This is a genomic window from Saccharopolyspora sp. NPDC045941 (genome assembly GCF_056431445.1).
Genome location: NZ_JBWKKU010000004.1, coordinates 40430 through 66644, shown reverse-complemented (window position 1 = coordinate 66644; position 26215 = coordinate 40430). Strand labels below are relative to the sequence as shown.

Below are 26215 nucleotides of genomic sequence, written 5' to 3'. Positions count from 1 at the left end.
GAACAACGAGGAAAAACACGGCGGGGTGGGTGGGAGGAGAAGGGGCGGAGACAAAAACAAAAAAAAACACAGGCCAAAGAACACAAAAAAGAAACCCCCCCCCCCCCCCTCCCCCGCGACGGCCCGCGATCGGCGCGGGCACCGGAAACGGCGGAGGTAGGAGCATGCGGGCCCCGGTTCTGGCCATGTGGTGCATCTTGCTGGTCACCGCGGCCGGCTCGGCGTTCTTCGGCCCGGCGGACGCAGATTCCACGCCGCCGCCGATCGCGGCCGCCGGACCGGTCCCGCCCGGACCGGTGACGGCGGCCCCGGGCGATCCCCACCCGACCGGGATCGCGATCCCGGCCATCCGGGTGGCGTCGACGCTCGTCCCGCTCGGTCTGAACGGGGACGGCACGGTGCAGGTTCCCCCGATCGAGAAGCCCGGGCAGGCGGGCTGGTACGACGGCGGGCCCGGCGCGGGCGAGATCGGCCCCTTCGTCGTGCTCGGCCACGTCGACTCCTACACCGAAGCCGGCGTGTTCTACCGGCTGCGCGACCTCCGCCCCGGTGACCAGATCCGGGTCGACCGCCGGGACGGGTCGCGGGTCACCTACGTCGTCGACCGCGCCGAACGGTTCGCCAAGGACCGGTTCCCGACCGAGGCCGTGTACGGCGACGTGGCGCGCCCCGAAATCCGGTTGATCACCTGCGGCGGGGACTTCGACGAGACGCGCCGCAGCTACGAGGACAACCTGGTCGTGTTCGGCCACCTCGTCTGACCGTCGACCGATGCGCACCCGGGACGGTCGCGAACCTGTTCGACGGGATGGAAGCCGCGGCTGAGTACCGATGGCCCCTGTGCCCCCGGCTCTCTCCGGGCCATGCTCGGGCGGAGGGGGTACCACCGTGCCGTTCGAGAACCGCAGGGACGCCGGCCGCCGGCTGGCTCAGCAGTTGCTGCACCTCCGCGAGGCGGACGCCATCGTGCTCGGATTGCCGCGCGGCGGCGTGCCAGTGGCCTACGAGGTCGCCCGGGCGCTGCGGGCACCGCTGGACGTGATCGTGGTTCGCAAGCTCGGCGTCCCCACCCACCCCGAGCTCGGCATGGGCGCCATCGGGGAAGGCGAAGCGCGCATCATCAACGACGAGGTGCTGTGGAAGACGGGCGTCAGCGCGAAGGAACTCGAGGAGGTGGAACGGCGCGAGCGGGTCGAGCTCGACCGGCGCGCGAGACTGTTCCGCGTCGACCGCAGGCGCGTGGACGTGGCCGGGCGGACGGCCATCGTGGTCGACGACGGGATCGCCACCGGTTCCACCGCGCACGCCGCCTGCCGCGTCGCGCGCGAGCAGGGCGCCGCCCGCGTGGTGCTGGCCGTGCCGGTGGCGCCGCCGCACGCCCTGGAACGGTTGGAGGAGGTGACCGACGAGCAGGTCTGCCTGGAGACACCGGGCTGGTTCATGGCGATCGGCCAGTGGTACCGGGACTTCGCCCAGACCTCCGACGCCGAGGTCGTCGAGCTGCTCCACGACACCGACCGACCGCGCGACGAGGGGACCGCCGATGACGGGTGAGCACCGCGCATGCTCGCGGCGCGAATTCCTGGCCCTGGCCGCCGCCATCGCGGTGCCGCTGCCGGGGTGCGCGCAGCAGGAGGAGCTGGGAGGGGTGCCGCCGTGGATGCTGACCCCGGACCCGAAGACGGACCCGGATCTGGAGCGCGACGTGCGGATCATCCACGAGCTCCTGGTCCACCACCAGGAGATCGCACGGACGGTGGACCACTACTCCTACGGGGTCCGGGCCACGACCACCAGCGCCAACCGGGACGTCGCCGCGAACCTCCGCACCCACGTCGAACGGATGCGGTGGCGGCTGGCGCGCGGCGACGCGATCCGCCAGCTCGACCCGCTGTTCGCGGAGCTCTTCGAGCACCACGCGCAGATCGACCTGCAGGTCGAGCCCCTTCCCGACGGCGTGCGAGTCCTGGAGACGTCGTCGGATCCGCGGGTGGTGATGCTCCTCCGGCAGCACGCGGTGGCGGCGGTGTCGGAATTCGTCGCCTCGGGAATGGATCGCGCCCTGCGCCCCACTCCCCTGCCACCCGGCTACTCGGACTAGCGACACCTTCCGCAGCCCCTCGCCGGCCCGTGCCACCTGGTCCCGGTGCCGCGAAGTGTCCTATTCGGATTTTCTCAACGTTGTTGCGGGATCAGGGGAATCATCTGCCAGGCACTCCGCCAGGAACCTCTTCAGGCCCGACCAAGGCATTCCGAGCACGCAGAGCCCGCCAAAGCAGAAACGCCGTGGCCGCGATCCGGGACGCATCCACCCCGGGAAAGCCGCCGTCATGGCGCGGTCCGCTAGGAAAGGCGGCATCAGCTTCTAATTCCGCCGGTGCCGAACCGCCGACACCCTTGCCGAAGAGGTCCACCGCGAACGCCTGGTAGCCCCACGGCAGGAGCCGCTCGACCTGGGCATCGGTGCGCCCCTCCACGCCGTGGCAGACCAGCACCGTCGGCGCGGGAGCGGGTATCGCCCCGCTGGTCGGCAACGCGCCTTCGAGCGTGGCGGTGCGCCACTGGGCGGCGCTATCGCTGCCGGGACGCGCCGGGAGGCGTGTCCGCCGCAAGCGGAATCCGTTGCTCATGGGGCGAATCGCTGTTCCAGCGCGGCAGCAGGAGCGGCGTGCCGAGGATGAGCACCCCGGCGATCGCGATGGCGACGCGGGGGGCGGTGACGGCGGCGAGCAGCCCCCAGAGGAACGTCAGCGCCGAAACGGTGGCGCCGCTGCCGATCGACCACGCCGCCAAGGTCCGGGCGACGCTGCCGGAATCGATGTTCTCGAGGCGGTACGTGGCGAAAACCGGGTTGAAGACGCCCATGCTCGTGATCAAGCCGAACTCGATCCCGATGATGAGCAGCAGGCCCGGCGGGCCGGGCGGCACGAACGCCAAGCCCACCGGCCAGCACACGGCCACCGTGCCCGCGGCGAGCATGACCCGGTGCTGCCCGAACCTCGCGACCAGGGGCCTCGCCAGCCGCGACCCGACCAGGCCGCCGATGCACGGCACGCCGAAGGCCAGGCCGTACTGCCACGGCGCGTAGCCCAGATCGCGGAGGAGCAGGACAGTGAGCAGCGGGACGGGCGCCATGATTAGCCCCTTCACCAGGCTGTTGTTGAGGAACAGCCGCAGCAGCACGGGATGCCGGAAGATGCAGCGCCAGCCTTCGACGACGTCGCCGGCGCGGAACCGCGATCCGCGCCGCTCCGGCGGTCGCTCCCGGCCGCTGATCGCGCGGATCCCGAGCGCGGAGAGCAGATAGCTGGTGGCGTTGAGCACGACGGTCGTCACGGGGCCGAGCGCGCCGATGGCGAACCCGCCCAGCGGCGGACCGATCGCGGTCGCCGTCCACGTCGTGGACTCGAACCTGCCGTTGGCCGCCAGCAGGTCGTCGGGCCGCACCAGTGCCTTGAGGCACGCGCCGCTCGCCGCGGTGAACAGGATGTTGGCGGCCGCCACGAGCACGGACACGACGACCAGCTGCGCGAAGGTCAGCACGTCGAACGCGTAGGCCGCCGGTACGGACATCAGCACCGCGAACCGGACCAGATCCATCGCGATCATGACCGGCCGCTTCCGGTGGAACTCCACCCACGGGCCGAGCGGCACCGCGAGGACCGCACCGACCGCCAGGCCCGCGGCGGCCAGCGCGGAAACCTGCGTCGTGCTGCTGTGCAGCACCAGGACGGCGATGAGCGGGAACGCGTCGAGCGCGAGCCAAGTGCCCGCCGTGCTTACCGCGTACGCCGCCCACAACCAGCCGAAATCCCGCCCCAACGATGGACCGCGCTGCAACACCACCGCCTCCGAAAACCGCGTGCCGACCGCATAGATCAAACCGCTCGGCAGCGGCCGCGGTGCAACCGGTACCCAGGAGCGCCACGCCGGGTGGTCGGGCGTCCTCATAGGACGATCTGGCGGAGCTCGGTGGCCCGACCCGGGCACGACCGGTGCATGCGATGCCCGCGCTCGGGGAACCCCTGTGCTGGACGGTCGACCGAGCTCAGGAGGACGCCGTCATGGGTATTCTCAGCTGGATCCTGTTCGGGCTGATCGCCGGGGCGATCGCCAAGTTCATCCTCCCCGGCCGCGATCCCGGCGGGATCATCGTGACCATCGTGATCGGCATCGTCGGCGGGTTGCTCGGCGGGTGGGTCGCGACCAGTGTTACCGGTGGTGCGGGAGTCACCGGTTTCAACCTGATGAGCTTCGTCTGGGCCATCATCGGCTCGGTGGTCCTGCTGCTGATCTACCGGCTGATCTTCCACCGCACGCGCGCTTGACCGCGCCCGGCCGAGGTCAGGCGGCGAACCGGGCGAGGCGGTCTTCGAGGTCGTCGCCCGCATTGGGCAGGCGGAACGACGGGGGCTGGAGCATGCCGGGGTTGCGGCCGTCGACCGCCTCCTGCAGGAAGTCCCGCACCAGCCCCGGCTCGGGCAGGATGTCCTCGCCCATGAACTCGATGGCCGTGGTGTCCCCCCAGCCGTCGGTCTCCACCCGCAGGGCCCAGCCGCTGACCTCGTCCCAGGTCAGCAGGAGTGGGCAGTCCACGAGGGTGGGCACCTTGGAGTGCACGAGGATGATCGCCGTGGCCAACCCGCTCTCGAGGTCCACGTCGACCTCGTAGACGTCGTCGCCGAGGTCGCCCGCCACCGTGCGGACGTAGTTGATCAGTCCACCTGCCGCCGGACTCGTCATGTCCATGGTTTCCCCCCGAACCAGAACAGCGCTCCGCTGTTGTCCTGGGGTAACCGGGCCGCCGTCGCCGCAGACCGCCCGATGGCATGAATTCCACCCGCGTCGATCTAGCGACGCGATGCGCAGCGGTCCATTACGCCCGCCGCGCCGATGGTTTGTGGTCCGCGGTTCCGGGAACTGCTAGGTCGGGTGCGGCCACGACGGGCGCAGCCCACGCCGCGTGCGCGGGTGGGCGGGGTCTCTTCTTTGGACGGATCATGGCGATCGATCCTGGGGGCGGGCCGAGCAGTGCGGGCCTTGGCGGCGAGTTGCTGGACCTCGCGCTGTCCGCACACGGCGCGGTCGGCTGGCGGTTCGACTTCGCCGACCGCAAGATCACCTGGATGCCCGGCATGGACGTGCTCCTGGGCATGCCGGGCGCGCCCGACGAGGCCGTCCGCGACCGGCTGACCGAGCTCATCGAGCCGTGGGCGGCGACGGCCGACCCGTCCGCCTGGCCGCAAGAAATCGACCGCGAACAACCGATCATCACCGCCCACGGCGAGACCCGACTGCTGCAATTGCGCGCCCGCGCGTACGGTGACCGGCGCACCGGCGGCCTCATCGGCCTGATCCGCGAGGTGACCGGCCTGCACCGGGACCGGCAGGCCCTGGAGGACCTCGCCGGCCGCTACTGGCTGCTCGCCGAGCTCAGCCCCGATGCGATCTGCGTGCACCAGAACGGGATCATCAAGTACGCCAACCCGGCGATGAGCAGCATCCTCGGCGCCGAATCCTGCGAGCGACTCCTCGGGCGGCGGGTCACGGACTTCGTGACCCCGCAGTCGGTGGTCGAAATGCGCAAGCGGCTGAAGTTGCTGACGGCCGAGGGCATGGCGACACCCCGGTCGTACGCCGACCTGCAGCGCGTGGACGGCACCTCGGTCCCGGTGGAGATGGTGGCGGTGCACACCACCTGGGAGGGGCGTCCGGCGGTGCAGGTCATCGGGCGGGACATCACCGCGCAGAAGACCGCCGAAGCCGCGCTGCGCTACCAGGCGGCGCTGGTGCAGCACGTCAACAACGCCATCATCGCGACCAGTCGCGAGGGCGTGGTCACCAGCTGGAACCCGGCCGCCGAAACCGTGTACGGCGTGCCCGCCGAGCAGGCGTTGGGACGGCACGTCGAGACGCTCGTCGGCGCGCCGCTGCGGCCCGAGGCCCTGGTCGCCGAGGGCGGGGTCACCGAGGCCGTGCACCGGCACCGGGACGGCACTTCCCTGGTGGTCCGGATCTCGGCGTCGGAGATGGATTCCGGGTTCGTGCTGGTGTGCGCCGACGAAACCGCGCACCGGCAGGCCGAACAGGACTTCGCGACCGTCGTCGCGGCGCTGGACGAGGGCGTCGTCGTGGTGGGCTCGACGGGCACCATCGAGGCGGTGAACCCGGCCGCCGAGCGCATCGCCGGCTCGACGGCGGCCGAGATGATCGGCACCGCGCCCACGTCCTGGACGCTGTTCGACGAGGCCGGGACCGCGATGCGGCCGGACGAGCACCCCGCGGTGGTGACGCGGCGAACCGGCAAGCAGCAGAACTCGCGGGTGATCCGCTTCAACCGCGCCGACGGCCACAACACGTGGTTGGCGGTCACCGCGCGGTCGCTGAACCCGCAGGACAGCCCGCCGCACAAGGTCGTCATCTCCTTCAGCGACATCACCGAGAGCCGGGCCGCCAGGGAGCGGCTGGAGTACGAGGCCACCCACGATCCGCTGACCGGCCTGGCCAACCGGACGCTGGTGCTGCGCCACCTCGGGGCCGCGCGGCTGCGAACGCTCCCGATGGCCGTGCTGTTCATCGACCTGGACAACTTCAAGCGGATCAACGATTCCCTCGGCCACGGCGTCGGCGACGAGGTGCTGCGGATCGCCGGGAACCGGTTGGTGCGCGCGACCCCCGGGGAGGCGCTGGTCGGCCGGCTCGGCGGGGACGAGTTCGTGATCCTGGTGCACGGCGAGGGCAGCCACGCCGTGCTCCGCAGGCTCAGCGAGCGGCTGCTCGCCGCCCTCACCGAGCCCATCCACGTGCAGGGCAGGCAGCTGCACGTCAACGGCAGCATCGGCGTGGTGCTGGCCGCGCCGGACGACACCCGGTCCGCCCAGGACCTCCTGCGCGACGCAGACGTCGCGATGTACAAGGCCAAGGCGCACGGCGGCGGGCGCTGCGCGTTCTTCGACGTCGACCTGCGAAAACGCGTGCAGCGGCACATGGTCCTGGAGCAGGACCTGCGCCACGCCGTGCGGCGCGAGCAGCTCTGGGTGGCCTACCAACCGGTCGTGGACCTGCGCACCGAAGGCACGGTCGCGGTGGAGGGCCTGCTCCGGTGGTGGCATCCGCTGCACGGGGCGGTTTCGCCGGGCGAGTTCATCCCGCTGGCCGAGGAGAGCGATCTGATCAACCCCATCGGCGCGCACATGCTGCGCGAGGCGACCAGCCGGGTCGCCGCGGCGCGCGAGCGCCACGACCTCGATCTGCACCTCAATGCGAACCTATCGCCGCTCCAGCTGGAAGATCCCCGGCTGCAGGACCACGTGCAGCAGGCGCTCGCGGAATCCGGGCTGCCGTCCCACGCGCTGTGCCTGGAGATCACCGAGAACGCGATCATGCAGGACCCCGAAGCCGCGACGCGCGTCCTGACTGCGCTGCGCGAACTGGGCATCGGCCTGGCGATCGACGACTTCGGCACCGGCTACTCCTCGCTGGCGCAGCTGCGCCAGCTGCCGCTGGACATCGTCAAGATCGACCGGACGTTCATCACCGACCTCGGTTCCTCCGATGAGCTTGAGATCATCGTCGCCGGCATCGTCGCGATGGCCCACGCGATCGGCCTCGGCGTGGTGGCGGAGGGCATCGAGACGGCCGCCCAGCTCGCCATCATCCGCGACCTCGGCTGCGACCAGGGGCAGGGCTACTACCTCGGCAAGCCCGCCCCGATGGACTGGCTGTTCCCGCCGACGGCCGGTCGGCGGTGAGCACCGGCGGTCCGGGGTCGACCATCCGGATGCTTTTCGGCGCGCTTGTCGCGCGGACCGGGCGACCAGCGGGTTTCGACTGGCTGCCGCCGGGGCCTGCTGGTCGAATCGTGCCGTGGGCATGACCGCGAATACCCCGCCCGCACCTCATCGGGACGTGCGCGGGGTGATCAGCTGGGCGCTGTGGGACTGGGGTTCCGCAGCGTTCAACACCGTGATCTTGACGTTCGTGTTCACGGTGTACATGACCGAGGGCGTGGCCGCCGATCCGAAGAGCGGCTCGGAGTCCCTCGGCCTCGCACTCACGATCTCGGGCGTGTGCATCGCGTTGGTGGCGCCGGTGACCGGGCAGCGCAGCGACGCCGGCGGGCGCCGCAAGCTGTGGCTGGCGGTGCACACCGCGCTCGTGGTGGCCAGCACGGCCGGGCTGTTCTTCGTCCGGGACGATCCGGCTTACCTGCTGCTGGGCCTCGTGCTGATCTCGGTGGGCAGCGTGTTCTCCGAGTTCGCCACGGTGAACTACAACGCGATGCTGCTGCAGGTCTCGACGCCCGCGACGATCGGCCGCATCTCCGGTTTCGGTTGGGGCCTGGGCTATTTCGGCGGGCTGATCGCGCTGGTGATCGTGCTGATCGGCTTCGTGCAGCCCGACGTCGGCCTGTTCGGCGTGACCCCCCAGGACGGGCTGAACATCCGCGTCGTGGCGCTGTTCGCGGCCGCGTGGTTCGCGGTGTTCGCGCTGCCGCTGTTCTTCTTCGTGCCCGAGGCCGAGTCCTCCGGCGAGCCGCTGCGCCGCGCGATCTTCAGCAGCTACATCGTGCTCGGGAAGCGGCTGGCCCGGATGTGGCGCACCGAGCGGCGGACGCTGGGTTTCCTGGTGGCCAGCGCGCTCTACCGGGACGGTCTGGCCGCGATCTTCACCTTCGGCGGCGTGATCGCCGCGGGGACCTTCGGCTTCACCGCCACCGAGGTGGTGGTCTTCGCGATCACGGCGAACCTCGTCGCCGGGCTCGGCGCGTTCCTGGGCGGTCGCGCGGACGACAAGTTCGGCCCGAAGACCGTCATCCTGGCGTCGCTGATCGGGCTGGTCGTGGTGGGCGGAGCGCTGGTCGCGGTGCCCGGCAAACCGGCCTTCTGGGTGGGCGGGCTGCTGCTGGCGATCTTCCTGGGGCCGACCCAGTCGGCCAGCCGGACCTTCCTCGCGCGCATCGCCACCCCCGGGCGGGAGGGCGAGGTGTTCGGCCTCTACGCCACCACCGGTCGGGCCGTGAGCTTCCTCGGACCGCTGGCGTTCAGCGGCTTCATCGCCTTCTTCGGCACCCAGCGCGCGGGCATGGGCGGCATCGTCGTGATCCTGCTGATCGGGCTGCTGGCGATGCTGCCCGTCGCGGCCCCCGACCGCTCCGGCAACTCCGACGACCTGGCGACCACCGACGCCCCGTGACCGTCAGGCCGTCCGGCGGGCCAACCCGGGCGCCTGCTGCTCCGCGAGCGCGAGGAAGGCTTGCAGCGCCGGGCTGTGCGCTTCCTGGCTCCGCGCGGCGAGTCCGAGGCGCCGGTGGCCGGTCGGTCGCACCGGGCGGGTCACGAGCGTTCCGGGAAGCGCCGGCACCGCCAGTTCCGGCATGAGCGTCGCGCCGAGCCCGCCCTCGACCATGGCCAGTGCCGTGGAACCTTCCTGCACGGCACCGGATTCCAGCGGTTCCAGCCCGTGTTCGCGGAACGTGCTCCGGACCAGCGTCGCGCAGCCCCCGGACGACAGGATCAACGGTTCCGGTACGAGTTCGGCCAGCGGGACGACGCGGTGCCGCGCGAGGCGGTGGGTCTCGGGGACGACCAGGACGAGCTCGTCCTCGGCCAGGGCGATGACGTCGTGGCCGTCCGCCGGCAGCACGACGAACGCGACGTCGACCTCGCCGTCGGCGAGCAGGTCCCTGATCTGCAGGTCGTTGCCTTCCCGCAGCGTGACCTCGACGTCGGGGTGCTCCCGCCGGTAGGCGGCGAGGAGCCCCGGCAGCAGGCGCGTCGACGCGCTGGTGAAGCTCCCGACGCGCAGGCGTCCCGCTCGCAGTCCGCGCATCGCGAGGACTTCGTCCTCGGCCGCCCGCAGGCGCGCGAGAACCGCCCGCGCGTGCTCCGCGACCCGCGCCCCTGCGTCGGTTGCGCTCGCCCCGCCGCGGCCGCGGCGCACGAGCCCCACGCCGAGCTCGCGCTCCAGCCCGTTCACCGCATGGCTCACCGCGCCCTGCGTGACGTGCAGGGTGGCGGCGGCCTTCGTGAACGAACCGGTGTCGAGCACCGCGACGAGGCATCTCAGCTGCTGCAGCTCCACCATCAACCGCCTTCATGGACAGCATGAAAATCATTCCGTTGACTCATGCTCCCAGCTTCCCGATCCTCGGTACAACCCCTGATCGAGGAGGCACCGTGGATCTGGCGAGATTCCGAGAGCAGTTCGCCGTCCTGGACCGCATCGCGTGGCTGTTCACCCCGAGCTGCGCGCCCGCCGCCGAGCCGGTGCTGCGTGCGCTCCACGCGGAGCTCGCGAACTGGGATCTCGGCGACTTCTCCTGGCCGCAGCGCGATCGGGCGGCTCAGCACAGCCGGCGCCAGGTCGCCGGGCTGCTCGGCGTCGATCCCGAGCACGTCGCGCTCGTCCAGTCGGTGGCGGAGGCGGTCGCGACGGTGGCCGCGGCGCTGCCGGCCGGCAGCAGGGTCGTCGTCGGCGCCGAGGAGTTCCGCAGCAACATCTTTCCCCTGCTCGCCGCGGAACAACGCGGTGTGCACGTGGAGCAGGTGCCGATGCCGGGCGGTTGCCTGCGCAGCGAATCGCTGGTGGCGGCGATAACCGAGGACACGACTCTGGTGGCGCTGAGCGACGTGCAGTCCGCGACCGGTTGGCGCACCGATCTGGCGGCCGTCTCGGCGCGGTGCCGGGAGGTGGGTGCGCAGTTGTTCGTCGACGCGACGCAAAGCGCCGGCGTGCTCACGCTGCCCGAAGGCGTGGATCCCGACTTCATCGCGATCCACGGCTACAAGTGGTTGTTGTGCCCGCGCGGCGCCGCATGGCTCTACGTGCGTCCCGACCGGCTTGCCGCGCTCGCGCCGCTGGCGCCCAACGTCAAGACTTCGCCCGAACCACAGGGCTACTACGGCGGTCCGCTGTCCTATGCGCCCGGCGCACGCAGGCTCGACATGTCGCCGTGCTGGCCTTCCTGGGCCGGCGCTGCCGCCGCGCTCGACCTGCTGCTGGCGCTCGACGCCGCCGCGCTCGAACGGCACTGCCTGGAACTGGCCGGGATGCTCCGGGACGGCGCCCAGGAGCGGGGATTCCGCTGCTCTCCCACCGAACGGCCGAGCCACATCGTGACCATCGCGGTCCCGGACGCCGACGCCGCGGCGCACCGGCTGGCGGCCCGCGATGTGCGTGCCACGGCGCGGGCCGGTGCCCTAAGGTTCGGCCTGCACGGCTTCAACACGGCCGACGACGTCTCGCGCACCCTGTCCGCCCTCGAATCCACCGCCTGACGCCCAACGGAGCTGATCCATGGCCGGATCCAATGCGTACACCGACGCCGCGGTCGCCGGCGTCCTCGAATGGGAACCCGAACTCCTCGTCCACGTCCCGTCCTCCCACGCGGCCCCGCTGATCCGCGCCTTCGAGCAGGCCGGCACGCCGTCGGTGCTGGCGAACCGCGAGGAGGAGGCCGTCGGCATCGCGGGCGGCGCAGCGCTGGCAGGCAAGCGAGCGCTCATCGTCATGCAGGACAACGGTTTCGGCAACGCCCTGACCGCGCTCACGACGTTCGCCAAGGCCTACCACGTCGGCCTGCCGATCCTGGCGAACACCCGCGGCGGGCTCGGCGAGTACAACGCGATGATCCACGAGTTCTCCGCCGCGGTCCCGGCGTTGCTGACCGCGGCGGGCATCCACCACACGCCGCTGGGCCCGCACGTCGCGCCGGAGGCCTGGCGGGTCACCACGCGGGACCTGTGCCGCACCGCGGCGATGACCCGCCGCCCCATGGTCGCGCTGCTGGACCTGCTGCACCCCGCCGTCGAACTGCGCCCCGAGGAGGCCGCCCGATGATGGACCGCCTCACCGCCCTCGCGGTCGTCGACGACGTCGTCGGCGCCGACCCGCTGGTCGTCACCTGTGGTGCCACGGCGCGGGAACTCGCCCACCACCACGGCCGCGACAGCCACCTGTACCTGCTCGATTCGATGGGGCTGTCCGCGGCGGTCGGCCTGGGCATCGCCCTGGCGGGCGCTCACCGGGTGTGGGCGATCGAAGGCGACGGGTCGCTGCTCATGGGCCTGAACGCGCTCCCGACGCTCGGCGCCAACGCACCCGCCGCGTACACGCTGATCGTGCTCGACAACCACCAGCACGCGTCGGCCGACAAGATGCCGACGCAAGCCGGACACGTCCGGCTCGCGCATCTCACGGCCGCGGCGGGGCTGAAGACCGCGGAGGCGACGGACCCCGGCGGGCTCCGCGAAGCGCTGCTGAACGCCCGGTCCGCCGACTGCCCGACAGCGGTGGTGGCACGAATAGCGGGCGGAAACGCGCCGAACACCCCCTGGCTCCTCGACGACCCGGCAACGATCGCCACCCGATTCCGCCAGAACCTCCTTCTGCAGCAACATGATCCGGCCACCGCCCGCGATGATCACGCGGAGGTCTTGTAGACGCTCCAGCCTCCGTCGACGACGAGGCTTGCTCCCGTTATGAAGGACGCCTCTTCGCTGAGGAGGAAGGCTATCGGCGCCGCGATCTCCTCGGGGTCTCCGATCCTTCCCGCCGCGGTCTGCTCCGCCGTCCGCTTGCGGTCCGCTTCCGGGACTTCGTCCCAGGCTCGGGTCAGGATCGGTCCCGGGAGGACGCTGTTGACCCTGATGCGCGGGCCGTACTCGACCGCCAGTTGCCGGGTCAGGCCCGTCAGGCCCGCTTTCGCCGCCGCGTAGGCGGGGCGGCCCGGCAGGCCGACCAGGGCGTGCACCGACGAGGTCAGCACCGCGGCTCCCGCCGTCTCGGCCAGGTCTTCCAGGCACGCCTTGAACCCGAGGAACGCTCCCGTGAGGCTGACCGCCAGCTGGTGGTCCCACGACTCGCGGGTGGTCGCGTCGGCGGGCGCCACCTGGACCGCGTAGGCGTTGCCGACCAGCGCCGAGACCGGTCCGAACGCTTCGCGCGCGGCGTGCACCGCCGCGGTCCAGTCGGCCTGGTCTGCGACGTCGCAGCGCTGGAACAGCGCCCGCCCGCCGGCCGAGTTGATTTCGGCGGCGACCGCGCTGCCGCCTTCCGCGTCCACGTCGGCGACCAGCACACCGGCGCCCTCGGCCGCGAGCCTGCGCGCGGTGGCCGCTCCGATGCCCGATGCCGCGCCGGTCACAACGGCCGTCCGGCCCGACAACCGGCCCGATGCCACAGCAGCCATGTTCCTCCGTCCCTCGGGATTCCGGTCCATGCTGCCGCTGGCTCGGCCGATCCACCAGGGCCCGCGGGCGGAAAACCGGGAGACCCCGGGGCCGGAGGGTGCGGAAGCGGTCTTCCAGAACCCGGCGTTCCAGCTCCCAGACGCTGATCTGGTCGCCGCTCAAGTGCCGGAGTGTCCACTTTCTACTTCCGCCGTCGGCGAGGTGCCGCCGACCGGCTGCGCCTCCCGTGTCAACGCAGCTGCGATCGGTCGCCCACCGGGCCCGGCGGCCGGAGACCCCGCCGCGACACGCGAGCGCATCGGACGACCGGTGGTTGACCGTGCCCCCAGGGCATGGTGTTGAGTCGGGTTCGCCCATCGCTTCGTCGGCGACCGGCCTCGGATCGAGGTGCTGGACCCGCACTTCGCCGAGGTCTACTTCGCCGAGCACCTCGGCGGCCGCCTCGACACCTCGGCCCCGGCATAGCACCACCACGTCCGCGGCGTTCGTCCGATGTGGACGACGCCGCGGACCGCGGGGGTCAGGCCGCGCGGAAGGTGAACCGGTAGGTGCCGATCCAGAGCTCGTCGCCGTCGGACAGCTCCGCCCGGTCGACCGGGTTGCGGTTGAGGTAGGTGCCGTTCAGCGAGCCCGAATCGGTGATCGCGTACCGGTCGCCGACGCGGTGGATCCGGGCGTGCCGGAGCGAGACCGTGGGCGCGTCGAGCGTGATGTCGCAATCCCGGCCGCGTCCCACGGTCACCGCGTCGGCGACCGGGATGACGGTGCCCGCGTGGGGACCGCGGCGGACCACCAGCGCCGCGGCCCCGCCTGCGGGGTCGGCTGCGACGCGTGGTGCGGGCGTGGCGGCCCCGGCCTGCGCCGGGATCGCGGGCGGCTCGTCGCCGAAGGTTCCGACGGGCATGGCGGCCGCACCGCATCGACTCTGGTTCATGGCGTCCTCCTGACGGATTCGAGTCGCCGTCGCGCACGCGGCGGCTGCCGGCGCAGGTCGTCGGGGGAACCCGCCAGGCCCGGCACCGTTGCGGCCGGGCCCGTGCAATCCAAGTTACCGGCGAAACCAGGGCGCTCCTTGAGAATTGGCTGAGAGGACACCAGGAATTCACCCGTGTCGAGCAGCGCGGGATCCGGCATTGAACTGATCCACAATGGATCACGGTGGACCACGAATACGAAATCAGTTCAACGTTTCGGCCGGTGCGCCGATGCCGAAGTCTCAGCGCAGTGGCCTTGCACACGTTCTCCCGAGCGCGAGCCGACCGGGAGCTGTTGTTCGGTCCCCGCCATGGCTACGCTCTACTGCGGCAACCGTGTAAGTCCGGGTGCATTCAGGGGCGATAATTCTGCAGACGAAGAACGGGCTGACCCATTCGGAACAACTCGGGTTCCCACTAGCGCAAGAGGTCGGACTCGACCTGCTGGCCACGGCCATCAACGAGTACGCGATCTACATGCTCGACGCGAACGGGACCGTGACGAGCTGGAACCCGGGCGCCGAACGCATGAAGGGCTACCGCAGCGACGAAATCGTCGGGCAGCACTTCTCCGTGTTCTACCCGCCCGAGGCCGCGGCCGAACGCCGGCCGGAGCGGGAGCTCGAACACGCCGCGCGCACCGGCTACCACCAGGCCGAGGGGTGGCTCGTCCGCAAGGACGGCACCCACTTCTGGGCCCACGTCGTCACCGCCGCGCTGCGGTCCTCCGACGGCAGCCTGCGCGGCTTCGCCAAGGTCACCAGGGACGACACCGAATCCCACACCCGGCTGGAGCGCTCCAGCGAGCGATTCACCAACCTGATGGGCCTGACCCCGGTGGGCATCGCCCTGTTCGACGAGTCGCACCGGCTGGCCCGGGCCAACGACGCGCTGTGCGACCTGCTCGGCTCGGAGATCTCCGAGCTGCACGGCACGCGGGCCGACGACCTGCGGCACCCCCAGGACCGGTCGGGCCCGCTCGTCATGATCTCGGATGCGCCGACCCACCGGGTGCTCAAGCGGGCCGACGGCCGGCCGGTGCACTGCGACCTCCGCTGCGCCGCCGCGGTGCAGGACGACGGGCGGCTGTTCTGGCTGGTGGCGTTCCAGGACATCACCGAACGGCACCAGCGGGCCGAGGAGCTCCGCTACCAGGCCACCCATGACTCGCTGACCGGGCTGTTCAACCGCCGCGCGGTCAAGGAACTCCTCGACGAACTGGTGAGCGGGCCCGGCGCCGAGCGGGTCGGCGTGCTGTTCTGCGACATCGACAACTTCAAACGGGTGAACGACTCCCTGGGCCACGACGCCGGGGACGAGCTGGTCGCGACCCTGGCCCGCAGGCTGCGCGGCGGCATGCCGCCGGGATGCGTCCCGGCCCGGCTCTCCGGTGACGAGTTCGTGGTGGTCTGCCGCGACGTCGACGCCGTGGGCGGCCTGGAGGCGCTGGGCGCGACGGTGTCCGGCCTGCTCCGCACCGTGGTGCGCCTGCAGGGCCAGCCGGTTCAGGTGTCGGCCGCGGTCGGCTGCGCGATGCCCGACGGCGCCACGACCTGCGGCGACGACCTGCTCCGCTTCGCCGACGCGGCCATGTACCGGGCGAAGCGGCGCGGGCCGGGGCGGGTGGCGCTGGCCGATCCGGGGCTGGCCCAGGCCATCAGCCAGCAGCTGCGGCTGGAGTCGGAGCTGCGCGAGGCCATCGACAACGACGACCTCGTGCTCCACTACCAGCCCGTGGTGGACGCCGCGGGCATCGTGGTCTCGGCCGAGGCGCTGGTCCGGTGGCAGCACCCCGAGCACGGCCTGCTCTACCCGGACGTCTTCCTGCCTGTCGCCGAGCAGGGCGACCTGCTGCGCGACCTGGACCGATGGGTGCTGCACACCGCCCTGAGCCGGGCCGCCCAGTGGCCGACCGTCGGCGGGCGCCCGGTCGGCATCGCGGTGAACCTCGCCGGGTTGCTGCCCGACGACCCGGAGTTCACCGCCGAGGTGACCGGGGCGATAGCCGAGTCCGGCATCGAGCCGAACCGCGTCGTCCTCGAACTGGTCGAGACGGTGCTGGTCGATCTACCGAGCGGGCCGCGACGCGCGATGCTCGAACTCGTCGACCGCGGCGTGCGGTTCGCCGTCGACGACTTCGGCACCGGCTACTCCTCGCTGGCCCGGATCAAGGACCTGCCGGCACAGATCATCAAGGCGGACCGCAGCTTCGTCTCCGACCTCGGCGTCGGCTCCCGCGATCTGGCGGTCGCCCGCGCGGTGGCGGAGTTCGCCCGCGCGCTGGACTGCCAGACCGTGGCCGAAGGCGTCGAAACGGCGGAGCAGTTCAACCTGCTCGCCAGCGTCGGGATCGACGTGTACCAGGGCTTCCTGTTCGCCCGCCCGGTCCAGGAGGACCGGTTCACCGCCCTCCTGGAGCAGGGCCTGCCGCTGCCGTGACCAGATTCCGTTGCTGGGCAACGGAATTCACGGGGTGCGGCCGGTGATGGCGACGATCCGATCCAACAGCGGGGCGTCGGCCGGCGTCTCGACGGGACTCCCCCACAGGCTCTTGACCGGGGCGTTCGGGACGAACTCCGCCACGTGGTCGAGGCAGGCCCGCAGGGTCTCCTCGGGCAGCTCGAAGGGCTGGCCGGTCGCCTTCGCGAGATCCCAGCCGTGCACGACCACCTCGGTGAGCGCGATCTTGCCCCACACCTCGTTCGGCAGCTCCACTCCCGCGCCGCCGGAGCTGCCCCGCCAGGCCGCCGGGTCGTCCCACGCCTCGCCGAGTGCCCGGACGTGCTCGGCGACCTCGTGCCGCCAGTCGTCGCCGAGGTCGGCGGCTCGCTCGCCGACGTCGCCGCCGGCGAGCGCGGCGAAGCCGTGAGCGGCCTCGTCGACGTGGTCGATCAGGTCGCCGACGGTGTACTCGGCGCAGGGCGTAGGGGCGGCGAGCTGGTCGTCCGCGATGCCTGCCAGCAGGTCGTTCATCCGGCGGCAGGCCGGCTTCAGGTCAATCACTGATCCTCCTCGGGTTCCGTTCCCCGAGGTAGACGGCTCGCGGAACCGGGAATCGTCGCCGCGCGCCGAAATCACCACTCCCGAGCTACACACGTGTGTAGTAGCCTTCTCATGTGAATAGTCAGATGCACGTGTGGATAGGTGACGGGACATGAGCTTGCCGGGACTGGATCCGGAGGACCTGACCGCCCGGGCGCGGATCCGGGACGCGGCGCTGCGGCACTTCGGCGAGCACGGCTTCGACCGGGCGACGATCCGCGGGATCGCCGAGACGGCGGGCGTGTCGTCGGGGCTGGTGCGCCACCACTTCGGCTCCAAGGAAGCGCTGCGCGACGCCTGCGACGCCTACCTCGCCAAGGTCCTGAACGGGATCAACGACGACGTCAGGGCCGACAGCGCGCCGGGCGGCGTGAACTACGTCGGCGTCGCGGGCGCGGCCTTCGGCCCGTACCAGCGGTACGTCGCGCGTGCGCTGGTCGAGGGGCGGGCCGCGCCGCTGTTCGACAAGCTCGCCGAGCTGGGCGCGCAGTGGCTGGCGGAAGCCGACCGGAAGCGTTCCGATCCGCCGGAGGTGTCCCCGGAGCAGCGCGCGACCGTCAGCGCGGCGATGGCGCTGTCCATCGCCGTCATGCACGAGCACGTGTCCCGCGGCCTCGGCGTCGACGTGTTCACCCCACAGGGCGAGGACGTGCTGGCCCGCGTCCTGCTCGACCTCTACTCCCATCCGCTCCTCAGCCCGGAGGAAGCCGCCGCCATCCGGTCGCGGCTGCCCGCCGGTGGAAACCCCGTTCCCGGAGGAGGCCTCGATGACTGACGCGATATCGATCGCCGGCCTGGTCAAGGAGTTCGGCCGGACCACGGCGCTGAACGGCCTCGACCTCGCGGTAAGAACCGGTGAGGTGCACGGCTTCCTCGGCCCGAACGGCGCCGGGAAGAGCACGACGATCAGGATCCTGCTCGGGCTGTTGCGCGCCGACGCGGGCTCCGCCCGGCTGCTCGGCGGCGATCCGTGGCGGGACGCGACGAGCCTGCACCGCAGGCTCGCCTACGTGCCGGGCGACGTCACGCTCTGGCCCGGACTTTCCGGCGGCGAGGTCATCGATCTCCTCACGCAGCTGCGGGGCGGCGCCGACCACGCCAGGCGCGCGGAGCTGATCGACCGCTTCGACCTGGATCCCCGCACCAAGTCCCGCGCCTACTCCAAGGGCAACCGGCAGAAGGTGGCGCTGATCGCCGCGCTCGCCTCCGACGCCGAGCTCCTCATCCTCGACGAACCCACCTCGGGCCTGGACCCGCTGATGGAGGTGGTGTTCCGCGACGTCGTCCGGGAGGAGGTGCGGAGCGGCGGCCGGACCGTGCTGCTGTCCAGCCACATCCTCGGCGAGGTCGAGGAGTTGTGCGATCGCGTCACCATCATCCGCGACGGCCGGGCCGTCGATTCCGGTTCGCTCGCCGAACTCCGCCACCTGGCCCGCACCTCCGTGCGCGCCGAACTCACCGGCCCCGCGGACGGGCTCGCCGAGCTCGCGGGAGTGCACGACTTCCGGACGGAGGACGGCCAGGTGTGCTTCGACGCCGACGCCGACGCCCTCGGTCCGGCGCTGAGCCGGCTCGGCTCGATCGGCGTTCGCGGCCTCGTCAGCCGGCCGCCCACGCTCGAAGAGCTCTTCCTGCGGCACTACGGCAAAACCTCCGCGGAGGCCACCCGATGAGCACCCCCGCCGGAACCTCCAGCCTGGTGCGGCTGGCGCTGCGCCGCGAGCGGAACATCGCGCCGTGGTGGGTCCTCCTGCTCGTCACCATGTCGTTGATCATGGTCGGCTACATCAACCGGAACATGGGCACGCCGGAGCTGAAGGCGATCTACACCGCGATGATCAACCAGAACGCCTTCTTCCGGGCACTCGGCGGCGGAACCGTCGAACCGGACCTCGGCGTCCTCTCGTCCTGGCGCAGCGGCGGATTCCTGTACGTGATGAACGGTCTCGCCGCCCTGATGGCCGTCGTCCGGTACACCCGCGCAGACGAGGACGCCGGCCGCGCCGAGCTGCTGCGCGCGGGCGCGGTCAGCCGCTACGCCGCGCTGACCGCCGCCCTGGCGGTGGCGGGCGGGGTGAGCCTGGCCGGTGGCGCGCTGACCGCCGTCGTGCTGATCGCGACCGGGCTGGACGCGGTGGGGTCGATCGCCTACGGGGCGGGCATCACCGCCGCCGGTTGGGTGTTCGGCGGAGTCGCCGCGGTCGCCGCCCAGCTCGCGCAGAACGCCCGCACCGCAAGGGCTTTCGCGCTTTCCGCCCTCGGCGCCGCCTACGTCCTGCGCTACGCCGGCGACGCGAGCGGGCAGTACTGGATGACGTACGTGTCCCCGATCGGCTGGAGCCACCTGGTGGCGCCGTACCGCGACGAGCGGTGGTGGATGCTCGCGGTGTCGATCGCCACGACCGCGGCGCTGTCGGCCATCGCCTACCGCCTGGTGGATCGCCGCGACCTCGGAGCCGGGCTGATCCCCGAGCGCACCGGGCCCGCGTCCGCGCCGCGGCTGCGCGGCCCGATCAGCCTGTCCTGGCGCCTGAACCGCGGCCTGCTGGTGAAGTGGGCCGTTGCGCTCGCGGTGTTCGCGGCCGCCGCCGGCGCGCTGAGCACCCTGGCGCACCAGCTGCTCAACGCGCCCGGCGCGGCCCGGCTGCTGGAGAACTTCGGCGGCCGGGCCGGTTCGGAGCTCCACTACTTCCTGTGGCCCCTCATCCTGATCTTCGCGCACGTCATCGCCCTGTACCCGGTGCTGATGGTCCAGCGGCTGCGCGCCGAGGAGAGCAGCGGCCGGGCCGAAGCAGCGCAGGCCACGCCGATGACACGGCTGCGCTGGGCGGCCGGGCACCTGCTGGTGACCGGCCTCGGCACGGCGGCGCTGCTGGCCGTCACCGGACTCGTCTTCGGGGTGTTCTTCGCTTGGCTCGTGGGCGATTTCGCGACGGACGTGCCGCGCATCCTCCTCCAGACGATGGGAACCGTCCCGGCCGCGTGGCTGGTGGGCGCGGTCTGCGCGTTCGCCTACGGGCTCCTGCCGAAGGCGAGCGGGGCGATCTGCTGGGCGGTGTGGGTGGCGACGGCGGCGCTGGGGCAGATTGCCGGCCCGCTGTACGGGGTGTGGGGCGGGACGCCGTTCGAGCCGTTCCACTACATCCCGAACACCATCGCCGGAAACCCGTTCGACCCGGGCCCGGCACTGGCGATGATCGCGCTGTCGGCCGTCCTGCTCGGCGGCGGACTGCTGGCCCTCCGCCACCGGGACTTCGGATAGGCGACGCCGACCGGGGACCGCGCCTTGGCCTGAGCTCGTCGAGCGAAAGCAACCCGACGACACCGCTGATGTCGAGGCGTCACGGTTCATCCGCAATGAGTTCCCCGAGTTGGAAAGCCACTGCTGATGGGCCAACGGCGACCAGCCTGGCGCCACGACGAGGTGCTGAATCTTAGCTTCCACCTGCTACGGCGACGCGGGATCCGTCTCGGGTTCCACCGCAATGCTCGCGCCTGGTGCGCCGATGCCGTCCACATCAGACTTCTGCGCTAGGCCGGGCGCATGGTGCCTTCGTCGAGGTAGCGCTGGTGCCAGGACAGGGCCTCGCCGAGGAGGTGCGGGGTGTGGCGGCCGAACGACGATTCCAGGGCGCGGTCGTGGTAGTCCCGCAGCGCCGGGCGGAAATCGGGATGCGCGCACCGCTCGATGACCAGCTCCGCGCGCCTGCGGGGCGAGAGGCCGCGCAGATCCGCCAGGCCCTGCTCGGTCACGATCACGTCGACGTCGTGCTCGGTGTGGTCCACGTGCGAGACCATCGGCACGATCGAGGACACGGCGCCGCCCTTGGCCACCGACGGCGTCACGAAGATCGACACGTAGGCGTTGCGCGCGAAGTCCCCCGAGCCGCCGATGCCGTTCTGGATCCGGCTGCCCATCAGGTGCGTCGAGTTGATGTTGCCGTAGATGTCGGCCTCCACGATGCCGTTCATCGCCAGGCAGCCGAGCCGGCGCACGACCTCCGGATGGTTGCTGATCTCCTGCGGCCGCAGCACGATCTTGTCGCGGTAGGCGGCGGCGTCGCGGTTGAAGCGGTCCACCGCCGCCGGGCTCAGCGAGAAGGCGGTCGCGGACGCCATCAGGAGCTTGCCCGACTCGATCAGCTGCAGCATCCCGTCCTGGATCACCTCGGTGTAGGCGGTCAGCCCGTCGAACGGACCCGCTTGCAGCCCGGCGAGGACGGCGTTCGCCACGTTGCCCACCCCGGACTGCAGCGGGAGCAGGGCCCGCGGCAGCCGGCCCGACCGCACCTCCAGGTCCAGGAAGTCCAGCACGTGCCCGGCGATCCGCCCGGACGTCTCGTCCGGCGGCGTGAAAACCGTGTTGCGGTCGGGCGATTCGGTCTCGACCACCGCGATCACCTTGTCCACCGGGCATTCCAGGTACGGCACGCCGATCCGGTCGGCGGGATGCGTGATCGGGACGGGCTTGCGCCGCGGTGGCAGCGCCGTCCCGTAGTAGATGTCGTGCATCCCTTCCAGGTGCTCGCTCTGCCACGAGTTGACCTCGAGGATGACCCGGTCGGCCCGCTCCAGCCAGGTCTTGTTGTTGCCCACCGACGACGACGGGATCAGGCGGCCGTCCTCGGTGATGCCGCTGACCTCCACGACGGCGACGTCCAGCTCGCCGAAGACGCCCTGCCACACGCGCTGCGCGACGTGCGAGAGGTGGATGTCGGTGTAGTCCATCCGGCCAGAGTTGATCTTCTCGCGGGTGACCGGGTCGGACTGGTACGGCAGCCGCAGGTCGATGCCCTCCACCTCGGCGAGCGCGCCGTCGAGCTCCGGGGCGGTGGACGCGCCGGTCCACAGACCGACCTTCATCGGCTCCCCCTCCGCGCGGGCCGCGGCGACCCGCTTGGCCAGCGCGCCCGGCACCTCCTTCGGATACCCGGCGCCGGTGAAGCCGCTCATGCCCACGTTGTCGCCGGTCCCGATCAGCCCGGCGGCCTCCTCGGCGTCGACGATCTTCGCCGCCAGCTGCCGGTTCCGAACCCTGCGGGTCATGTCCGCCCCTCCCGCTCCATCGAGGTCGAAGGCGCCACCCGTGATTCGCCGAACGCCGCCGGGGTGGCTTGATGTGACGGGGATCCTAAGCATGGAGCGCAGCGGAAAATAGCTGTGACGCAGGGCACCACGGCCGCGAGGACTCCGCAGAGCAGCGTCGAATCCCCGCGTTGTCACTGGTGGGCAAGGCAAATCGGCACCCCGCCGGCACGCGGGAAGTCGTCGGCGGCTCGTTCGCACGGCGACACCAGCGGTCGTCCAGCGAACGCCCGGCGCCACATCACATGCCTGGCGACGGCACGCGGCCGGGCGGTCCGGGACGGCTGCCCGGCGGCTTCAGCCGCAGGTCCGCTTCGATCCGGGCCGCCGTCGCCACCAGGAGCGGCACGATCTCGCGCCGCACGCTGTCCTCCGACGCGCTGTGCGCGTCCAGCGAGACGTTGACCGCCGCGAACACCTTCCCGTCGGCGTCGCGGATCGGCGCGGCGACACCGCGCAGGCCCTCCTCCAGTTCGCTGTCGGAGATCACGAAGCCCTGCCTGCGGACTTTGCCGAGATCCGCGAGCAGGCCTTCGCGGGTAGTGATGGTGTGCGGCGTGAGTGCCGCCAGGTCCGTCGAGCGCAGTCGCGCCTCCAACCGCTCCGGCGGCATTCCGGCCAGCAGCACCTTGCCCATCGACGTGGCGTGCGCGGGGAAGCGGGTGCCGACCGGGATCGCCACGGACAGCAGCTTCGGGCTCGGCACCTGCGCGATGTAGCAGATCTCGTCGCCTTCGAGCACGGCCACCGCCGTCATCTCCCGCAGTTCCCGGGTGAGCCGGCGCAGGTGCGGCTCGGCGATCTGCGGCAGCGACCGGCTGGACAGGTAGGCGTAGCCGAACTCCAGGACCTGCGGCGTCAGCGCGAAGTGCCGCTCGTCGTGGCGGACGTAGCCGAGGTCGACGAGCGTCAGCAGGATCCGCCGGGCCCCGGCCCGGTCCAGGCCGCTGGCCTGCGCCACCTCGGTCAGCGTCAGCTCGGCCCGACCGGGCGAGAACGCCCGCAGCACCGACAGGGTCCGCTCGACCGAGCGGACGAAGTGCCCACCACGTTCTTCCGGCACGCCGCCTCCCGTTCCTCCCGGCTGGATGTCCCGCCCGATTCTGCGCCGCGAACATCCCGGTCCACAAAGGACATCTGTCGATGCGGCCTGGCGCCGGCCTCACTCTATTGAGTGACAACGCCGGTCCGTCCACTACGCACCGTGTCTCGTTTCACGGCCCGCGAGGTGGACAGGACCGCCACCGGGCCCCGAGACTGGACACCGAACAACCGACGGTGACGTGGCCAGCATTGGGGCCGGACTTCTTCGCGTACGTCTTCTGTATCGATACAGACAGTCCGGACCCGCCACGCCCCGGCAGCGGCCATCACGACCCGCCGCGCTCCCCCGATCCCCGCTCCCCGAGAGGACAACTGTGCCCATCGCGCTGCTCGCACTGGCCATCGGCGCCTTCGGCATCGGCACGACCGAGTTCGTCATGATGGGCGTGCTGCCCCAGGCGGCCGCCGACCTCGGCGTGTCGATCCCGACCGCAGGCAACCTGATCACGGGTTACGCGCTAGGCGTGGTGATCGGCGCCCCGGCCCTGACGATCCTGGGCGCGCGGCTGCCCCGCAAAGCCATGCTCGTCGGCACGATGGGCCTCTTCACGCTCGGCAACCTGCTCTTCGCGCTGTCCCCGAGCGCGGAGATCGGCACGGTGTTCCGGTTCCTGGCCGGCCTGCCGCACGGCGCTTTCTTCGGCGCCGGCGCCGTCGTGGCGACCAGCCTCGCCGGGCCGGGCAACCGCGCCAAGGCCGTCTCGATGATGTTCATGGGCCTCACGCTGGCCAACGTCGTCGGCGTGCCGCTCGGCACGCTGCTGGGCCAGCAGTTCGGCTGGCGCGCCACGTTCGTCGTGGTCTCCGCCATCGGTCTCGTCGCCGTCGCCGCCATCGTCCGGCTGGTGCCCGCCCAGGGCCGGCCCACGCCCTCGGAGGCCTCGGTGCGCGGGCAGCTCGCCGCGTTCCGCCTGCCGCAGGTGTGGCTGGCGCTGGCGATCGTGACCTTCGGCCTCGGCGGGACGTTCGCCTGCCTGAGCTACCTGACCCCGATCCTCACCGACGTCTCCGGGTACTCGCCGACCGGCGTGACGGGCCTGCTGGTGCTGGCCGGGCTCGGCATGACGCTGGGCAACTTCCTGGGCGGCCGGGTCGCCGACAAGGCGTTGATGCCCGGCCTGTACGCCGTGCTGGTCGGGCTGGCCGTGGTGCTCGGCGCGTTCACGATCACCTCCGGCGACAAGCTCGCCGCCGCGGTGACCGTCTTCGTGATCGGCGCCCTCGGCTTCATGGTCGCGCCGATCATGCAGGCCGTGGTGATGGACAAGGCCGGCGGGGCACCGGCGCTCGTGTCGGCGGCGCTGCAGTCCGCCTTCAACGTCGCGAACTCCATCGGCGCCTACGCCGGCGGCCTGGCGATCGCGCACGGCCTCGGGCTGCTGGCGCCGAACCTGGTCGGCTCGGCGCTCTCGGTGATCGGCCTCGCGCTCGCCGCGGTCTCCGGAACCCTGGAGCGCAACACCGAGCGCGCGGCTGTCACCCCGCCAGAAGCCGCAGAAGTCCCGGCCATGCGGACGGAACGCGAGCTGGTCGCAGCCTGATCCTCCACTGAGGACAGCTCATGCCGCCGCCCTGCGCGCGAACGTGGGCGCGTGTTCGGGGAGGACCCCCATCCCACCGATGTACGCGGTCACGCCGCGCAGGAACGGCGCGCGTTGCAGGGCGCGCAGCATCAACGGCAGCTTGTTCTCGTCGAGCGTGCCGTCGAGCGCCGGACGCAGCAGCATCTCGTGTTCGCCGCGCTGCGACTGCTGCGCCACCGCCATCGGCAGCCACCGGCGGCGCTGGATCTTCGCGAGCGCAGCGGCGGGAACCCGGCCGCGCCGAAGCGGTTCCGCCAGCACCCGGGCCGCCGCGACGGCGTCCTGCACGGCGAGGTTGACGCCGACGCCGCCGACCGGCGACATCGTGTGCGCGGCGTCGCCGATGCACAGCACGCCGTCGCCGTACCAGCGGCGCAGGCGGTTCATCTCCACCCGCAGCAGCTTCACGTCGTCCCACGAGCGCACCGACTCCAGCCGGGCTTCCGGCCAGCCGAACAGGCCGGCCAGCCGCGCCCGGAACACCGCGATGTCCTGCGCGCGCAGGGCCTCGTTCCGGCCCTTCCCGATCAGGTAGGACGTCTGGAAGTAGTCGCCGCGGTCCATGGTGACCGAGGCCTGGCCGCCGCCGAAGTGGCCGAACACCTCGCCGTCGGCGTCGCCGTCGGCCTTGGGCACCCGGACCTGCCACACATCCATCGGCACGTCGAAGAAGATCGGCCGCAGCCCGGCTTCCCGGCGGACCACCGACCAGCGGCCGTCGCAACCGACGGTCAGCGGCGCGGCGAGTTCGCGATCCACGCCATCGGCGCCGCAGTAGTGCACACCAGTGGTGCGACCGGCGCCGTCCTTGCGCAGCCCGGTCACGGCGCTGCACATGCGCAGCGTGAACGACGGGTGCTCGGCGGCCGCGGTGGCCAGCAGGTCGAGGAAGTCCCACTGCGGCACCATCGCGATGTGCCGGTACGGCTCGCGGAGCCGCCCGAAGTCGGCCATGACAACCGTCTTCGAGCCGATCTGGATGCGCATCTTCGCCAGCTTCCCGGCCGGCCGCTCGGCGAACCGCTCGCCCAGACCGAGCTCGTCGAGAAGCCGCAGCGTGGATGGATGCACGGTGTCGCCGCGGAAATCCCGCAGGAAGTCATGGTGCTTCTCCAGCACCGTCACCGCCACGCCGGCGCGCGCGAGCAGCAGGCCCAGCATCATCCCCGCCGGGCCGCCCCCGACGATGCAGCACTGCGTTCGATCCGTCATGGCGACCACGCTAGCAGAAACT

General features: G+C 71.5%; 23 protein-coding genes. 14 read left to right on the top strand and 9 right to left on the bottom strand.

The window, feature by feature from the left end; all coding sequences use genetic code 11:
- Positions 1-164 precede the first annotated feature (164 nt).
- The 3 genes from AC07FN_RS04385 to AC07FN_RS04375 all read left to right on the top strand — a co-directional run bounded on the left by AC07FN_RS04385 (position 165) and on the right by AC07FN_RS04375 (position 2101).
- Complete coding sequence (locus AC07FN_RS04385; protein ID WP_478394331.1) at positions 165-761, top strand: class F sortase; 597 nt, start codon at positions 165-167, stop codon at positions 759-761.
- 127 nt (positions 762-888) lie between these two features.
- Complete coding sequence (locus AC07FN_RS04380) at positions 889-1554, top strand: phosphoribosyltransferase (RefSeq protein WP_478394330.1); 666 nt, start codon at positions 889-891, stop codon at positions 1552-1554.
- Complete coding sequence (locus tag AC07FN_RS04375; protein ID WP_478394329.1) at positions 1544-2101, top strand: hypothetical protein; 558 nt, start codon at positions 1544-1546, stop codon at positions 2099-2101. The genes AC07FN_RS04380 and AC07FN_RS04375 overlap by 11 nt, the downstream gene beginning before the upstream one ends.
- A 470-nt stretch (positions 2102-2571) precedes the next feature.
- Here the strand turns inward: AC07FN_RS04375 and AC07FN_RS04370 are convergent, their stop codons facing one another.
- Positions 2572-3840, bottom strand: coding sequence for an MFS transporter (locus AC07FN_RS04370; RefSeq protein WP_478394328.1), 1269 nt, complete (start codon positions 3838-3840; stop codon positions 2572-2574).
- A gap of 224 nt (positions 3841-4064) precedes the next feature.
- On the opposite strand from AC07FN_RS04370, the gene AC07FN_RS04365 reads away from it, so the two are divergent.
- A complete protein-coding gene (locus tag AC07FN_RS04365; protein ID WP_452615725.1) occupies positions 4065-4328 on the top strand; it encodes a GlsB/YeaQ/YmgE family stress response membrane protein in 264 nt (87 codons plus the stop codon).
- A gap of 16 nt (positions 4329-4344) precedes the next feature.
- Here AC07FN_RS04365 and AC07FN_RS04360 read toward each other — a convergent pair whose 3' ends face one another.
- Entirely contained in the window at positions 4345-4743 is a 399-nt protein-coding gene (locus tag AC07FN_RS04360) for a DUF6292 family protein (protein ID WP_358565449.1), read from the bottom strand.
- A gap of 257 nt (positions 4744-5000) precedes the next feature.
- Between AC07FN_RS04360 and AC07FN_RS04355 the strand changes: the two genes are divergently transcribed.
- Entirely contained in the window at positions 5001-7751 is a 2751-nt protein-coding gene (locus AC07FN_RS04355) for a sensor domain-containing protein (RefSeq protein ID WP_478394327.1), read from the top strand.
- Between the two features lie 121 nt (positions 7752-7872).
- A complete protein-coding gene (locus tag AC07FN_RS04350; protein ID WP_478394326.1) occupies positions 7873-9195 on the top strand; it encodes an MFS transporter in 1323 nt (440 codons plus the stop codon).
- Positions 9196-9198: 3 nt separating this feature from the next.
- Here the strand turns inward: AC07FN_RS04350 and AC07FN_RS04345 are convergent, their stop codons facing one another.
- Positions 9199-10086, bottom strand: a complete 888-nt coding sequence (locus tag AC07FN_RS04345; RefSeq protein ID WP_478394325.1) for a LysR family transcriptional regulator — start codon at positions 10084-10086, stop codon at positions 9199-9201.
- 92 nt (positions 10087-10178) lie between these two features.
- On the opposite strand from AC07FN_RS04345, the gene AC07FN_RS04340 reads away from it, so the two are divergent.
- From AC07FN_RS04340 to AC07FN_RS04330, 3 genes are read left to right on the top strand one after another with little or no spacing between them, the layout of a single operon-like run.
- Positions 10179-11279 (top strand): aminotransferase class V-fold PLP-dependent enzyme, encoded by a 1101-nt coding sequence (locus AC07FN_RS04340; protein WP_478394324.1) that lies wholly within the window; start codon positions 10179-10181, stop codon positions 11277-11279.
- 19 nt (positions 11280-11298) lie between these two features.
- Entirely contained in the window at positions 11299-11841 is a 543-nt protein-coding gene (locus AC07FN_RS04335; protein ID WP_478394323.1) for a thiamine pyrophosphate-binding protein, read from the top strand.
- Positions 11838-12443, top strand: coding sequence for a thiamine pyrophosphate-dependent enzyme (locus tag AC07FN_RS04330; protein WP_478394322.1), 606 nt, complete (start codon positions 11838-11840; stop codon positions 12441-12443). Before AC07FN_RS04335 ends, AC07FN_RS04330 begins: the two co-directional genes overlap by 4 nt.
- Here AC07FN_RS04330 and AC07FN_RS04325 read toward each other — a convergent pair.
- Together AC07FN_RS04325 and AC07FN_RS04320 are read right to left on the bottom strand one after the other, a co-directional pair.
- Positions 12425-13192, bottom strand: a complete 768-nt coding sequence (locus AC07FN_RS04325) for an SDR family NAD(P)-dependent oxidoreductase (RefSeq protein ID WP_478394321.1) — start codon at positions 13190-13192, stop codon at positions 12425-12427. The genes AC07FN_RS04330 and AC07FN_RS04325 overlap by 19 nt on opposite strands.
- A 521-nt stretch (positions 13193-13713) precedes the next feature.
- Positions 13714-14127 carry an FHA domain-containing protein gene (locus AC07FN_RS04320; RefSeq protein WP_478394320.1) on the bottom strand — a complete coding sequence of 138 codons (414 nt, stop codon included), beginning with the start codon at positions 14125-14127 and terminating at the stop codon, positions 13714-13716.
- A 388-nt stretch (positions 14128-14515) separates the two neighbouring features.
- Between AC07FN_RS04320 and AC07FN_RS04315 the strand changes: the two genes are divergently transcribed.
- Entirely contained in the window at positions 14516-16606 is a 2091-nt protein-coding gene (locus AC07FN_RS04315; protein WP_478394319.1) for a putative bifunctional diguanylate cyclase/phosphodiesterase, read from the top strand.
- A gap of 27 nt (positions 16607-16633) precedes the next feature.
- Here AC07FN_RS04315 and AC07FN_RS04310 read toward each other — a convergent pair whose 3' ends face one another.
- Positions 16634-17170: a TIGR03086 family metal-binding protein gene (locus AC07FN_RS04310; protein ID WP_478394318.1), complete on the bottom strand. Its 537-nt coding sequence runs from the start codon at positions 17168-17170 to the stop codon at positions 16634-16636.
- Positions 17171-17321: 151 nt separating this feature from the next.
- Here AC07FN_RS04310 and AC07FN_RS04305 point away from each other — a divergent pair, with 151 nt between their 5' ends.
- From AC07FN_RS04305 to AC07FN_RS04295, 3 genes are read left to right on the top strand one after another with little or no spacing between them, the layout of a single operon-like run.
- Positions 17322-17984, top strand: a complete 663-nt coding sequence (locus AC07FN_RS04305) for a TetR/AcrR family transcriptional regulator (RefSeq protein ID WP_478394317.1) — start codon at positions 17322-17324, stop codon at positions 17982-17984.
- A complete protein-coding gene (locus AC07FN_RS04300; RefSeq protein ID WP_478394316.1) occupies positions 17977-18882 on the top strand; it encodes an ABC transporter ATP-binding protein in 906 nt (301 codons plus the stop codon). The genes AC07FN_RS04305 and AC07FN_RS04300 overlap by 8 nt, the downstream gene beginning before the upstream one ends.
- A complete protein-coding gene (locus AC07FN_RS04295) occupies positions 18879-20471 on the top strand; it encodes an ABC transporter permease (RefSeq protein WP_478394315.1) in 1593 nt (530 codons plus the stop codon). Before AC07FN_RS04300 ends, AC07FN_RS04295 begins: the two co-directional genes overlap by 4 nt.
- Positions 20472-20740: 269 nt before the next feature.
- Here the strand turns inward: AC07FN_RS04295 and AC07FN_RS04290 are convergent, their stop codons facing one another.
- Both AC07FN_RS04290 and AC07FN_RS04285 read right to left on the bottom strand, forming a co-directional pair.
- Entirely contained in the window at positions 20741-22255 is a 1515-nt protein-coding gene (locus tag AC07FN_RS04290) for an acetyl-CoA hydrolase/transferase family protein (protein WP_478394314.1), read from the bottom strand.
- A gap of 280 nt (positions 22256-22535) precedes the next feature.
- Positions 22536-23357, bottom strand: coding sequence for an IclR family transcriptional regulator domain-containing protein (locus AC07FN_RS04285; protein WP_478394313.1), 822 nt, complete (start codon positions 23355-23357; stop codon positions 22536-22538).
- Between the two features lie 355 nt (positions 23358-23712).
- On the opposite strand from AC07FN_RS04285, the gene AC07FN_RS04280 reads away from it, so the two are divergent.
- Positions 23713-24939 carry an MFS transporter gene (locus tag AC07FN_RS04280; protein ID WP_478394312.1) on the top strand — a complete coding sequence of 409 codons (1227 nt, stop codon included), beginning with the start codon at positions 23713-23715 and terminating at the stop codon, positions 24937-24939.
- 18 nt (positions 24940-24957) lie between these two features.
- On the opposite strand, the gene AC07FN_RS04275 is transcribed toward AC07FN_RS04280, so the two are convergent.
- The gene (locus AC07FN_RS04275) at positions 24958-26193 is read right to left on the bottom strand and encodes an FAD-dependent oxidoreductase (RefSeq protein ID WP_478394311.1); all 1236 of its coding nucleotides are present in this window, start codon (positions 26191-26193) and stop codon (positions 24958-24960) included.
- Positions 26194-26215 lie beyond the last annotated feature (22 nt).